This window comes from Methylocapsa sp. D3K7 (assembly GCF_029855125.1).
Taxonomy (GTDB): Bacteria; Pseudomonadota; Alphaproteobacteria; order Rhizobiales; family Beijerinckiaceae; genus Methylocapsa.
Window position 1 is genome coordinate 2,705,863 of sequence record NZ_CP123229.1, and the last position, 12,341, is coordinate 2,718,203.

Genomic DNA, 12,341 nt, shown 5'->3' on the forward strand with positions numbered 1-12,341 from the left:
ATGTACGGGAGAGATTATGCAGGAGGACGCCGTCAAACCAAAGCTGGAGCAGCAGCTCTGCTTCGCCGTCTATTCGGCGATGCATGCGATCACCAAAGCCTATCAGCCGCTGTTGGAAAAACTGGGCCTCACCTATCCGCAATATCTCGTCATGCTGGTCCTCTGGGAGGGCGGCGATGTTACGGTCAAGCAACTCGGCGAACGTCTGTACCTCGATTCCGGCACCTTGACCCCGCTGTTAAAGCGCCTTGAATCCATGGACCTCGTTCACCGGGCGCGCGACCCCAAGGACGAGCGCCGCGTCCGGGTCACGCTCACCGCCAAAGGCCAGCTTAAGCATAGGGAGGCGCAGATGGTCCCCGCACAAATCTTGACGGCGATGGGACGCCCCGCCGACGATCTGAAAGCCGTGCGCAAGGAATTGCGGAAAATCCGCAATGCCCTCTTGGAAACACGGGCCGTGAAAGCCCCGTCAAAAGAAGCTTAACTTGGAGGCTGAAGACGGCATAGCCGGTCGAGCGCCCCTTGCAGGATAAAAGCCGCCGCCATTTTATCGATCACTTCGGCGCGCTTGGCCCGGGATACATCCTGCTCGATCAGCGAGCGGGTGACGGCGGCCGTCGAGAGCCGCTCATCCCAAAACACGCAAGGGCGCCCTGAGAGCGGCGCGAAATTGCGGGCAAAGGCGCGGGCGCCTTGCGCGCTCGGACCTTCCGATCCATCCATGTTCAGAGGCAAGCCAACAACCAGCGCCGCGGCATCAAATTCATCCATGAGCGAGACGAGCATCGCCGCGTCCTTGGAAAATTTCGTGCGCCGGATCGTGATCAGCGGCGTCGCGATCCGCCGTTCCACATCTGAGAGGGCAAGGCCGATGGTTTTGCTGCCGAGATCGGCGCCCATGAGCCGCTGGCGCAAGCCGATGCGGGGCGCCAAGCCTTCGAGGTCCAAAATCTCCGCCGCCATCATCTGCTCTTCGCATCGGTTTGAATATGATAAGTGAGCCTGAAATCAGCCGGCTTTTTAGAGCATTTTCCAGCGAAGCGGCCACCGGTTCGCGTCGAGAAAATGCGATAAACCAAAACTATTGAACCCGCTTTCCGATCTGGAAAGCGTTCTAGGGGCGCTCCGTATGAAACTTATTTGGCTCGGCCATTCGGCTTTTCGCATTGAGCTTGGCACGGCGGTCATCCTCATCGACCCATTCCTCACTGGCAATCCGAAATTCACCGGCGATCCCGAGCAGCCCGGCACGACCCATATTTTGCTCACCCACGGCCATGACGATCATATTGGCGATGCCGCCAAAATCGCCAAGTCAACGGGCGCGCAGATTGTCTCGAATTTCGAAATCTGCATGTTCCTCAACGCCCAAGGCATTGAGAACATCAACCCCGGCAACACCGGCGGCACCATCGATTGCGGCGCCTTCCAGGTGAGCTTCACCCCGGCGTTGCACTCATCCGGCACTGTCGTCAATGGCCAATCGGTGTATCTCGGCAACCCGAACGGTTTTGTCGTCAAGCCCAAGGAAGCCCCCAGCGTCTACCACATGGGAGACACCGGCATCTTTTCCGACATGGCCTTGATCGACGAGATCTATGCGCCGAACATCGGTCTGGTGCCGATTGGTGACCGCTTCACCATGAGCGGGAGTACGGCGGCGCTCGCTGTGACGCGCTATTTTCATTTCGAGACCGTCGTCCCCTGCCATTATGGAACGTTTGACATGATCGATCCGGACGCGAGCCACTTCGTGGCGGCGATGCAGGGCCACGCAGCCAAGGTCGCGGTGCCGCGTATCGGCGAGGTTTTGCAGTTTTGAGGAAGGCCCTTGTTATTGCCGCCACAGGGCCAAGATGGACCATTAACTTTCGTCGTCATTCCCGGGCTGGACCCGGGCATCCTGTCACGGAAGCTGACGGTTTGGATGGCCGGATCAAGTCCGGCCATGACGGCGCGACCGAAGGCTTAGTCTCTTCGAGACCTGGTATAAATTCAGGCGAACAAAACAACAGGAAACGCCATGAGCAATTTTTTTGGGAATATCGACAGTCAGTCCGTCGATACCATGAGCATGATGGGCAACGGCTGGTTGTATGCTTTCTTCATCATCGGTGTGTGCCTCCTCCTTGCGAGCTGGCTGGTCGCCTGGCAGGTGAAGCGGATCCAAAAGCTCCTCGCCCGCGCCAAGGCGGAGGAGGATATGGAAAAAGAGGCAAGCAACAAAGCCCGTATGGATAAAGCAGCATCTTAAATGCAGCCGCCGTCGAGTGAATTTTTTTGATGAACGCTACTCCGCGCTCATCAAGAAAATCAGACTAGAACCACGACTAAAAAGGCGTTATCATATGTATTCTCCTTGATTTACCCGGATTACTTATTACTGTCGATTAACTAACTTATTTTGATACTTTATTTAATAAATATGTACAAAAAAATAGGAGAGTGAGATCAATATTGTTCTCAGCATTTTGATCTGTACACATAACCGGCCTGCGGATCTTACCGCATGCTTGGCTGCACTGACTCTCCAATGGCAAACCGGCACTGAAATTGTCGTTGTCGATAGCGCCTCCGAGCCGCAGACTAAGGACGCGCTGGCCCAGTTTCTCGTGAAGCACCCCCAAATCGTGCTGCACCGCCTAAACTGGCCTGGCCTTTCGATGGCGCGCAACGCCGCGGTTTCGCTTAGCAAAGGGCGATGGCTCGCCATTCTCGACGACGACACGGTCCCTGATCCCGGCTGGCTGAATGAAATCTTTGCTTTGATCGAGCGGCTGCCTGCGAAGGCGGGCGCGACCGGACTCTACACCTATCCCATCTGGCCGGAGGGACGAGAAATCGATCTGCCGGAGCTCTGGCGCAAATATCTTTCCCTCGTCGAAATCGAGGCGGAAGAGGACCGCACCAGCAGCCCCGTCTTCGTCGGCGCCAATATGCTGTTGCGCCGCGATGCACTGCTTGAGGCCGGTGGATTCCCCGAGCGCCTGGCGCGCCAGAACCAGCTTCTTCTCTCAGGCGACGACGTCTATGTGGCGGAAAAAATGCGCCGGAGAGGTTGGGCGATTTGGTACTCTTCCCGGCCGCGCGTTGGCCATCGCATTCATTTGGAACGCCTAGATCCTGCTTGGTTGCGAAAGCGCCTGTTCTGGGAAGGCGTGACCGCTATGAGATTGCACGCTGAGCTCGACGGGTCCATGCCGCTGTTCCCGGTTGCGCGCGCACTCGCCTTTGCCCCTTTGCTGTTTGGGCTTTCGTTTTTCGACCCGCCGCGCGGCACGCTCCGGGCGCGCGCCATGTGGCACTTGGGAGTTCTCCGCGCCTATTTCGCGCGCCAACCGCTGCTGGCGCAAACTTCCCCCGCTGAGAACGGTCCCGGCCGCCTGGGTCCGCGCCAGGCGTCCCCAGGAGAGAACGGGTGAACGGTCCAACGGGTGGCCCGCGCCGCCAGTTCTCGGCGCAAAGAGTTGGCGCCGGGCCGCACAGGCGTGGAACCGCACAGCAAGACAGCGTAACGGAGTGAAAGAGCATGACCGCACGCGTCATTTTCATCGGATTGGACGCCGCCGAATCCACCTTGCTCGAACGCTGGGCAAAGGAAGGTTTCTGTCCCTCGCTGTCCTCCGCGATGGAGCGCGGCGCCACGATCCGCCTCTCGTCTCCGCTCGAGACGCTGCCCGGCGCGGTGTGGCCCGAAATCGCCTCCAGCATGGGCTGCGGCCGGCATGCGCATTTCTACCACGGCCAGCAGCTCCGGACCGGCGAGGCGGTCAAGCGCGCGATCGAGCCCAAAGAGGTCGATACGGAACTTTACTATTGGGCCCGCGCGAGCCGTGCCGGCAAGCGCGTTTTCATCTCCGACATCCCTCAAACCGTGCCGGTGCCAGACTTCAATGGGCTGCAATTGTTCGAATGGGGCACGCATGACCGCAATTTTGCAATCACCAGCGAGCCGCCCTCAGTTTTGGAGGATATCCGGAAGACTTACGGCGACCACCCGGTCACTGCTTGCGACGCGCATGGCGAGACGCCGGAAGGCTACGCCAAGCTGCTCTCTGGCCTGAAACACGGCGCCTCGACCAAGACACGCATCTATCTCGATTATTTGCGGCGCGAGCCGTGGGATCTGTTCAACGTATGCTACACCGAATGCCATTGCGCCGGGCATCAGTTCTGGCACTTTCTCGATCCCAATCACCCCAAGCACGATCCCCATGCGGCGGACGGCTTCAAGACCGCGATCCGGGATGTCTACGCAGAAATCGACAAGGGCGTTGGCGCGCTCATCGAGGCGGCTGGGCCGGACGCCAAGATCGTGCTCCTCGCCAGTCATGGCATGGCGCTTTATTCCGGCGGTCCAAACCTTTTGAACGAAGTGCTCGCCCGGCTCGGTCTCACCTCGAAGGGCGAGGACAGCCTGAAGGGCCGCTTTTGGCGCAACATGCAATTTTCGTCCAACCCCTTGATCCGCTCGCTCCGCGACACGGTGAAGTCCCTCATCGGCAAGCGCGTCATCCAATCCATTCAGACCGGAAGCGGCGGATTGCACGAGCCTTTCACCCTTCCCGAAACGCGGGCCGCCGAATTGCGCAACAATCGCTGCGGCGCGATCCGGCTCAATCTGAAGGGCCGCGAGCCCTTCGGGGAGGTGGCGCGTGGCAATGAAGAGACCGCCCTGATCGAAACGATCCGCGAGGCGCTGCTCGAACTCAAGCACCCCGAGACGCGCGAGCCTATCGTCGTAAAATTCTACACGGCGCAAGAAGCCTTCGGGCCCGATCACCATCCAGACGTGCCCGACATCATGGTTGTGTTCCGCGATGATCTCGGGCCGCTGGACGCCTGCTGGTCGGACCGGCTTGGTCTTATCAAACGGACCGTCTACCAGAATTGGCTGCCGCGAACCGGCGACCACACTCCGCATTCGACGCTTTGGATGTTGAATGGTCCATTCCCGGCCGGGGCGCGGTTTGAGGGCGGCGATGTGCTCGACGTCGGTCCGACCGTGCTGGAGATGCTGGGTCTTCCTCTCGATGGCCAGACCGATGGCCAATCGCTGACGCGGTTTGTCACCGGCATTGAGGCCGCGCCGCGCGACCGCCGCACCGGTCCCCGCGCTGCGAGCCGATTTTGATAGGCACCATCGGCGCGTGCCTCCTCCTCGCGAGCTGGCTGGTCAGCTCACAGGTCAAGCGCATCCAAAGCATCATGGCCCGCGTCAAGGCGGAGGAAGAGGCCGCGCGGGGTGTTGAGGCGGGCGCCAGTGGTGCGGGAGAAACGCCACGGAGTTAGACGGCAATCGTGTCTTTGTACAAAACCATTGCGCCCGGCTCGAAAACAAGATCAATGACGGCAAATTCGCAAGGGAGGGCGAACGATGCTTTCTGAGATTTGGCAATTTCTGAGTGACAACGAGCCCATCATCAGCGCGGCCGGGGCGATTTTGGCGACCGCCGTAGCGGTTTGGAAATTGGTCGGCTTGTATAAAGGAAAGGGCGCCAAAAGCTCCGCCCCCGTCAGTCCCCACTGGCAAAACACCACCTGGCAAAAGCGTCAGAAACGCTGATACGACGATTCATGGCGTCAAGGCGGAGGCCGCGCGGGGCACCACCACAAGCGAGTCGCCGAAGGCTTAACGGCGCTGGACGACCTCACCCTGAGGAGGCGCCTAAGGCGCCGTCTCGAAGGGCTGGGTGGTGAGACGGTGAGTCTTTCCAGCGCGCATTTTGCGCGGAAAAACCCATTCATCGAACGGCGGCAGAAAAGCCTATCTTAACTTTGAACTCAAGGATCGAGACGGCCGGAGCGGTATTATGGCTCAACTGCCACAAGAAATGAATCGGGGTCCGCCCCTAAATTCTTGGGATGGAAAACGAACATGTTTTAGGCGTCCTGACCCGCAAACGCGCCGAGATTGCCGGTCAAATCGAGCATATCTAACAAGTTGGCGAGAGCTACAGAGCTAGCGTCTTTTTTTCTCGCATGTCTGGCGGCGTTAGAGCTTGATGGTATAAGATTGGAAGACCTTTAGTCTGTCTTTCTTGGCGTGTGGGTGGCGCTCCTTAGTGACGCATCAAACACCGCGAGTGGGTATGACCGGCTACGAAATTCCGGCTCCAATCCGTTCGTTTTATAGAGCGCTATCAGTTCAGCGCGCTGGGCGTCCGTCATGTCGCCTTCGTGATATACAAATATCCGGCCAGTGAATTTCAGCTCGGTACTCGACTTGGCTGCGTGGTCCGCGCTTGTGCGGACTGTCGTCTCAAAAGCATTCAATTGAGATTGATACAACCCAGCGATGAGCTTTGCTACTTCGTACGTTGGTACAGCAGATTCCGGAATATAGTAAACTAGGAAACGGGAATGGCTCCCAAAGTCTGTTATTATCCGCCATTCGAGTTTTAAGTCTTTGCCATTAGAAAGAGGAACAAGAGAGTAGCCGTCTAAACCCAATCCCACCCCTCCATTTCCGCGCGCAACAAAATCGATTTTAAAATGCTCATGCAATTCTAGTGGCTGTGTAATTAACGCGGTTGGCGAAATGGCGTGCCTGTCATCAACCGAGCTAATTGGCCAAAAATACCAACCGGCGCATAGGAAGAAGCTGGTAGTAGATATAATCATCCCAAATAGAGGAACCATGCGTCGCCTTCGTATCCACCTGAGGTGAAGCCCTTCAATTCGTATGCCGAAAATAAATACAAGCGCCGCTACACCGAGGAGCGCCGGGCCAAGGATGCTACCAGCCTCTGGCCACATCAAAGGAGCACCAGTGGCGGCAACACCGAGAGCCGCTACGATCCAGCTGGAATCGATCTTAATTCCCATGAAGGAAATTGTTTACATGAATAGAATGCCAAAACGCGAGTCGCAGCTATCGTAGTGAACCGAATGGCTTGTGGCAGTTGCGCCATAATACCGGCCGGAGGCCGCGCGCCTCTGGCGCGTCCTTGACTTCAAAGTTCAGATAGGCTCGGGTTGGCCGTGCGCTGAATAGGATCGTGTGGTCGGGGGGCCCATTATATACTTTATCTCACCTTGGCGCTTACGAGAAATCCTGGATTTATACCAGGTAAAGCCTCCCAGAAAGTACGTTTACGCAGACCGCCAATCGTACCAAAATGTTTCACGTGAAACACTTTTGTCCGATTGGGCCGAATTTCCTTACAAAATTGATATCCAAAACCTCGCATTGCTTGCGCCAAGCCCCCGGTGCTATAGCCTCCCCCTGTTTCAGCAAACTGAAGGAACCCCATGTCCGTCGATCAGGCGACCGTGCGGCGCATCGCGCATCTGGCGCGAATCAAGGTCAGCGAGCACGACGTGCCGCATCTGCAAGGCGAGCTTAACGCCATCCTCGCCTTCGTCGAGGAACTCTCCAGTGTCGATGTCGAGGGTGTCGAGCCGATGACCTCCGTCCAGCCGATGCCGATGAAAAAGCGCGAGGATGTGGTGACCGACGGCGCCATCGCGGACAAGATCGTCGCCAACGCGCCGGTCTCCGACGATCATTTCTTTGTCGTTCCCAAGGTGGTGGAGTGAGCGCACCCATGACCGGCCTCACGGACCTCACCCTCGCCAGCGCGCGCGATGGCCTTGCGCAAAAGCAATTTTCCGCCGTCGAGCTTGCCAAGGCGCATATCGCGGCGATCGAAAAAGCGCGGGCGCTCAATGCGTTCATCATCGAGACGCCGGAGAGGGCGCTGGCCATGGCCCGCCACTCCGATGCGCGGATCGCCAAGGGAGAGGCGGGGCCGCTCGAGGGCATCCCGCTTGGCATCAAGGATCTCTATTGCACCGAGGGTGTGCAGACCACGGCAGGGAGCCACATCCTCGAAGGCTTTGTGCCGGCCTACGAATCGACCGTCACCGCCAATCTGTGGCGCGACGGCGCGGTGATGCTCGGCAAGCTCAATCTCGACGAATTCGCAATGGGCTCGTCGAATGAGACATCGTACTATGGCCCAGTGATTTCGCCCTGGCGGCGGCGCGGCTCCAACACCGCGCTGGTGCCTGGCGGCTCGTCGGGCGGATCGGCGGCGGCGGTCGCGGCGCGGCTGTGTTTTGGCGCGACGGCGACGGATACCGGCGGCTCGATCCGGCAGCCCGCAGCCTTCACCGGCACCACCGGCATTAAGCCGACCTATGGCCGCTGCTCACGCTGGGGCATTGTGGCGTTTGCCTCCTCGCTCGATCAGGCGGGCCCTATCGCCCGCAGCGTGCGCGACGCGGCGATCCTCTTGCGCTCGATGGCCGGGCATGACCCGAAGGACACGACCTCCGTCGATATGCCGGTCCCCGATTTCGAGGCGGCGGCGGGACGCGGCGTCAAGGGCCTCAAAATCGGCATCCCCAAGGAATACCGCCTCGAAACCATGCCCGCCGAGATCGAAAAACTCTGGGCGCAAGGCATCGCCTGGATGAAGGACGCGGGCGCTGAGATTGCCGATATTTCGCTGCCGCACACGCGGCATGCGCTGCCCGCCTATTACATCGTCGCCCCGGCCGAGGCTTCGTCGAATCTCGCCCGCTACGATGGCGTGCGCTATGGCTTGCGGGTGCCCGGCAAGGACATCGCCGGCATGTATGAGAATACCCGCGCTGCGGGGTTTGGCAAGGAAGTGCGCCGCCGAATCATGATCGGCACCTATGTGCTTTCGGCCGGTTATTACGACGCCTATTATGTGCGGGCCCAAAAAATCAGAACCCTGATCAAGCGCGATTTCGAGACGGCCTTCGACTCGGGCATCGATGCGATCCTCACGCCCGCAACGCCCTCCGCCGCGTTTGGGCTTGGCGAAAAAGGCTCCGCCGATCCCGTCGAGATGTATCTCAACGATATTTTCACGGTGACTGTGAACATGGCGGGGCTGCCGGGCATTGCGGTGCCGGCCGGAGTGTCCGCCGAGGGTCTGCCGCTGGGGCTGCAAGTGATCGGCCGCGCCTTTGACGAAGAGACGCTGTTCTCCGTGGCGCAGGTCATCGAGCAAGCCGCGCCGAAAATCGATGCGCCGGAAAAATGGTGGGCGTGAGCGCGGGTTGATCAGAGCCGCTTGATCGACGTGATGCCCTGTAACGTCTTGCCGAGGATTCGATCCCGCGCGGTGCGCAGCGGCTCGCTGACGACCAGCATGTGATGCGCATTGGCATGGAGCAGATGGGTCTCGTCGCGCATGATGCCGACATGGCCGCGCCAGAAAACGACATCGCCGCGCCGCAAGCCTGTCAGATCGGCATCGAACGCGAGCGGCACGCCGATTGACTTTTCCTGCATATAGGTGTCGCGCGGGGCCGCGAGTCCGGCGGCTTCGAGCGAGATCTGCACGAGACCCGAGCAATCGATGCCAAGGCTTGTCTTGCCGCCCCAGAGATAGGGCACGTGCAAAAACCGCTCGGCCACCGAGACGAAGTCTTTTTCGTAAGCGTCATACGGCTTCAGATGGTCGGCAAAGACAAAAGCACAGTCCCCGACTTGCGCGAAAGCCCCTTGAAACGCCCGGACGCGAACGGCGGCACCCAGCGGTGAAGAGCGGCGCGCCGGCATCTTGATGTCGGGACATTGGTACACGAAGGTCCGGGTTACCGTGACGCGATGGGTTGGCTCCGCCCATCCCTCCGCCAGCGCGGCCATGGCGATATAGCCGACATAGCCGTCACGCGCGAGCTGCACCCAGCCCCAGCCTTCCTGATCCTCGTAAAGCGTGACCGCCTCGCCATAAATCGCTTGCGTGTCGAGCAGCGCCTCATGGGCGGGCTCGCGCCGCACATCGGCAATGCCGGTGACGACCTGCATCGCGCGGCCTTCGATGTAATCAGCGGCCTCGACGAGCCCGCGCAATTGTGCAGCTGCGAGATCGGGGCGGGCCGGGGTCTGGCGGGGATCGAACTGAGGCATGTCAAAGCCTGCTGCAGCGAAGATGTGGTAAATCCAACAGGAATCTTCCGTTGGCATTCAACCACTAGCGGCATATTCTGGAAATGCCAACTTAGGGCGCGGAGCCAAACTGTCATGTACAAACATATTCTCATTCCCACCGACGGCTCGGAATTGTCCAAGAAAGCCGTCGAGCATGGCATTTTGCTGGCCCGGACGCTGAAGGCGAAAGTGACGAGCATCACCGTTTTATCGCTGTCGCAAATCTTCGATTTGGACCCGGCCCTCTTCAAGGAACTGCCGGAGGAATATGGCTATCAGAAGCAGATGGAGGTCTTTGCCAGCAAATGCCTCGATCAAGTGAAGACCATGGCATTAGGGCAGGGCGTGAGCTGCGACGTAATGTATGTGGAGCATGAGCATGCGTATCAGGCGATCATTGATACCGCGACCAACGAGCATTGCGATCTGATTGTCATGGCCTCGCATGGACGCCACGGGCTCTCCGCGATCGTGCTCGGCAGCGTCGCCGTCAAAGTGCTGACGCACAGCACGATCCCGGTGCTGATTTATCGTTAGGGCAAGGTCTTATCCGAAAAGTCTGAAACTTTAGGGAATATTTCAGTTTGAATTTCTGTTTTCGATCCAAAGCGAGATTCGGCTCACAGTTCTTGATAACGGGAGTTGACCCGGAGCGGACATTCGACAGAGTAAGTTACTGAACTCGAAAGCAGGCGCTGCTGATGTTCTGAAAACCAATAAACGGCTCGGTAAGTCGGTCGGGCCCGATGTCGAATATTGGTCGGTCGCCGAATTGGAGCCCCAACCTCGGGTACCGCTACACGGCGACTTCCTCGTTCAAATTGTCACGCATCAATGAATTTTACGCCGATATCGGCTATCGGAGCTTGGCACCGACCACAGCTGATATTGCAAAGATCCTCCTAATTCGACAATCTGTGCCTCGGCAAGGCCGTCGTCCGGCAAAGCCTGGAGGAAGCGTTTCTTTGGGCTCGAAATGGGAGCGCGTCATGATCAGGAAGACCCGTGCTCAGCTTGTGCCGTCCGTGAGAGCGCCGGGCTCGGCGGGACGCCAAATGGCATCAGCGGAAGCTTGTGCGGCGAGCGCCGCCTCCGTTGTTTCTGGCGCCAAAGTGACCTTTGCGACCTTAGTTCTCTTTGCCACATCGACGGGCTCCGTCTGCGCGGAAGACGTCCCGTCGTCATTACTCACGCAACCTTCGCTGACCGACACGCCCGATGGCCCCAAAGAGCAATTGCAGAGCATCGGTATCATGCCCGACGTCTGGGTCACTCAGTTCTATCAGGGACAGACAGAAGGCGACGGCAGCAAGACTTGGCGTTACTGCGGTAAGCTCGACGTTTTCCTTAAGGTGGATGCAGAGAAACTTGGCCTTTGGCGGGGCTTCCACATCAATGTGCAATACGAGCATTACTTCGGTCAAAACATAAACAGGACGGATTTTGCGCTCATTCCTGTCAACACGGCGCTGGCCTATGTGGAACGAGACGGCTATCACTCCGCTCTCTCCGCCAGCGTCACGCAGGATTTCGGCGAGTCTATTTCCGTCAGCGCCGGAAAATTCGACATGATGACGCTCGCATCGAAGACCCCGTTGATCGGCGGTGGCGGCATCGACACTTTCATGAACAGAGCTTTCGCCCTGCCATCGACCGGGGTGGCCTATACAGCTTTCAGAGGAGGGGCCGGCGACAGGGTTGTTCTCTCGGCGCCATATCTTATCGGCGGAATAGTGGCGATTAAGACAGAGCCAATCAATTTCGCATTGATGATCGCCGATCCGCGTAGCGCGATCGATCCCAGGGTCATCGAGCATCCCTTCGAGAAGGGGCTGGCGGTGGGGGGTGCGGCGACTCTCAAAACGGAGATCGCCGGCCTTCGTGGTTTTCACACATGGCGCGCCGCCTATAGCAATGCGCGCGGCATCGATCTTGAAGACATCACCGACCTGTCCCGACGACCAGCGCCCGGCAGCTTAGTGACGACCAAGAAAGGATTTTGGTTCACATCTTACGCCATCCAGCAGAACTTCGTACAAAGTGAACAGAATCCGGAGACCGGCTGGGGCCTGTTCACACTTGCGACCCTGTCAGACGGTAATCCCAGCCCCGTCAGATGGAGTGTCCTCGCGGGCCTCGGCGGGAACAATCTGTTGGCGGGCCGCGAGAACGATCGCTGGGGTATTGGGTTTTTCCACTTTGGGCTGACTGAGCCCTTGCTTTCCGGACTGGCCGCTCTTGACGTGAACCGACGCAGCGAAGGAGGGGTGGAGGGTTTCTACAATCTTGCGGTCACACCATGGCTGCGCCTCTCCGCCGATCTGCAGGTGATCGATCCCTGGAATCCAAGCGCATCGCGAGCAACTTATGCAGCATTGCGCCTGCAAACAAAGTTCTAGCCAATTCAATCCGACTGTTTTCG

General features: G+C 58.7%; 13 protein-coding genes. 10 read left to right on the forward strand and 3 right to left on the reverse strand.

Going from position 1 to position 12,341, the window contains the following annotated elements; all coding sequences use genetic code 11:
• The first annotated feature begins 16 nt into the window (after positions 1-16).
• Entirely contained in the window at positions 17-487 is a 471-nt protein-coding gene (locus QEV83_RS12700) for a MarR family transcriptional regulator (protein WP_280128093.1), read from the forward strand.
• Here QEV83_RS12700 and ruvX read toward each other — a convergent pair.
• On the reverse strand, positions 484-966 hold the full coding sequence (gene ruvX / locus QEV83_RS12705; RefSeq protein ID WP_280131053.1) for a Holliday junction resolvase RuvX: 483 nt from the start codon (positions 964-966) through the stop codon (positions 484-486). The genes QEV83_RS12700 and ruvX overlap by 4 nt on opposite strands.
• A 166-nt stretch (positions 967-1,132) precedes the next feature.
• On the opposite strand from ruvX, the gene QEV83_RS12710 reads away from it, so the two are divergent.
• The 5 genes from QEV83_RS12710 (at position 1,133) to QEV83_RS12730 (ending at position 5,295) form a co-directional block, all read left to right on the forward strand.
• On the forward strand, positions 1,133-1,825 hold the full coding sequence (locus QEV83_RS12710) for a metal-dependent hydrolase (protein ID WP_280128094.1): 693 nt from the start codon (positions 1,133-1,135) through the stop codon (positions 1,823-1,825).
• A 201-nt stretch (positions 1,826-2,026) separates the two neighbouring features.
• Positions 2,027-2,257, forward strand: coding sequence for a hypothetical protein (locus tag QEV83_RS12715; RefSeq protein ID WP_280128095.1), 231 nt, complete (start codon positions 2,027-2,029; stop codon positions 2,255-2,257).
• 259 nt (positions 2,258-2,516) lie between these two features.
• The gene (locus QEV83_RS12720; protein ID WP_280128096.1) at positions 2,517-3,425 is read left to right on the forward strand and encodes a glycosyltransferase family 2 protein; all 909 of its coding nucleotides are present in this window, start codon (positions 2,517-2,519) and stop codon (positions 3,423-3,425) included.
• A gap of 107 nt (positions 3,426-3,532) precedes the next feature.
• On the forward strand, positions 3,533-5,137 hold the full coding sequence (locus tag QEV83_RS12725) for an alkaline phosphatase family protein (protein ID WP_280128097.1): 1,605 nt from the start codon (positions 3,533-3,535) through the stop codon (positions 5,135-5,137).
• Positions 5,134-5,295, forward strand: a complete 162-nt coding sequence (locus tag QEV83_RS12730) for a hypothetical protein (protein ID WP_280128098.1) — start codon at positions 5,134-5,136, stop codon at positions 5,293-5,295. Before QEV83_RS12725 ends, QEV83_RS12730 begins: the two co-directional genes overlap by 4 nt.
• A gap of 735 nt (positions 5,296-6,030) precedes the next feature.
• On the opposite strand, the gene QEV83_RS12735 is transcribed toward QEV83_RS12730, so the two are convergent.
• Positions 6,031-6,831 carry a hypothetical protein gene (locus QEV83_RS12735; RefSeq protein ID WP_280128099.1) on the reverse strand — a complete coding sequence of 267 codons (801 nt, stop codon included), beginning with the start codon at positions 6,829-6,831 and terminating at the stop codon, positions 6,031-6,033.
• A gap of 426 nt (positions 6,832-7,257) precedes the next feature.
• On the opposite strand from QEV83_RS12735, the gene gatC reads away from it, so the two are divergent.
• Together gatC and gatA are read left to right on the forward strand one after the other, a co-directional pair.
• Positions 7,258-7,545 (forward strand): Asp-tRNA(Asn)/Glu-tRNA(Gln) amidotransferase subunit GatC, encoded by a 288-nt coding sequence (gatC, locus tag QEV83_RS12740; RefSeq protein ID WP_280128100.1) that lies wholly within the window; start codon positions 7,258-7,260, stop codon positions 7,543-7,545.
• A gap of 8 nt (positions 7,546-7,553) precedes the next feature.
• Positions 7,554-9,035 (forward strand): Asp-tRNA(Asn)/Glu-tRNA(Gln) amidotransferase subunit GatA, encoded by a 1,482-nt coding sequence (gene gatA, locus QEV83_RS12745; protein ID WP_280128101.1) that lies wholly within the window; start codon positions 7,554-7,556, stop codon positions 9,033-9,035.
• An 11-nt stretch (positions 9,036-9,046) separates the two neighbouring features.
• Here the strand turns inward: gatA and QEV83_RS12750 are convergent, their stop codons facing one another.
• On the reverse strand, positions 9,047-9,898 hold the full coding sequence (locus QEV83_RS12750) for an NlpC/P60 family protein (RefSeq protein WP_280128102.1): 852 nt from the start codon (positions 9,896-9,898) through the stop codon (positions 9,047-9,049).
• A 114-nt stretch (positions 9,899-10,012) separates the two neighbouring features.
• Here QEV83_RS12750 and QEV83_RS12755 point away from each other — a divergent pair, with 114 nt between their 5' ends.
• A complete protein-coding gene (locus QEV83_RS12755) occupies positions 10,013-10,456 on the forward strand; it encodes a universal stress protein (protein ID WP_280128103.1) in 444 nt (147 codons plus the stop codon).
• A 452-nt stretch (positions 10,457-10,908) separates the two neighbouring features.
• On the forward strand, positions 10,909-12,318 hold the full coding sequence (locus QEV83_RS12760; RefSeq protein WP_280128104.1) for a carbohydrate porin: 1,410 nt from the start codon (positions 10,909-10,911) through the stop codon (positions 12,316-12,318).
• Positions 12,319-12,341: the final 23 nt, after the last annotated feature.

Bases quoted from the DNA above. Each gene is read 5' to 3' on its own strand.
- QEV83_RS12760 (WP_280128104.1), top strand. From the start codon at position 10,909: ATGATCAGGAAGACCCGTGCTCAGCTTGTGCCGTCCGTGAGAGCGCCG.
- QEV83_RS12755 (WP_280128103.1), top strand. From the start codon at position 10,013: ATGTACAAACATATTCTCATTCCCACCGACGGCTCGGAATTGTCCAAG.
- QEV83_RS12725 (WP_280128097.1), top strand. From the start codon at position 3,533: ATGACCGCACGCGTCATTTTCATCGGATTGGACGCCGCCGAATCCACC.
- gatC (WP_280128100.1), top strand. From the start codon at position 7,258: ATGTCCGTCGATCAGGCGACCGTGCGGCGCATCGCGCATCTGGCGCGA.
- QEV83_RS12710 (WP_280128094.1), top strand. From the start codon at position 1,133: ATGAAACTTATTTGGCTCGGCCATTCGGCTTTTCGCATTGAGCTTGGC.
- QEV83_RS12750 (WP_280128102.1), bottom strand. From the start codon at position 9,898: ATGCCTCAGTTCGATCCCCGCCAGACCCCGGCCCGCCCCGATCTCGCA.
- QEV83_RS12700 (WP_280128093.1), top strand. From the start codon at position 17: ATGCAGGAGGACGCCGTCAAACCAAAGCTGGAGCAGCAGCTCTGCTTC.
- QEV83_RS12735 (WP_280128099.1), bottom strand. From the start codon at position 6,831: ATGGGAATTAAGATCGATTCCAGCTGGATCGTAGCGGCTCTCGGTGTT.
- ruvX (WP_280131053.1), bottom strand. From the start codon at position 966: ATGGCGGCGGAGATTTTGGACCTCGAAGGCTTGGCGCCCCGCATCGGC.
- gatA (WP_280128101.1), top strand. From the start codon at position 7,554: ATGACCGGCCTCACGGACCTCACCCTCGCCAGCGCGCGCGATGGCCTT.
- QEV83_RS12715 (WP_280128095.1), top strand. From the start codon at position 2,027: ATGAGCAATTTTTTTGGGAATATCGACAGTCAGTCCGTCGATACCATG.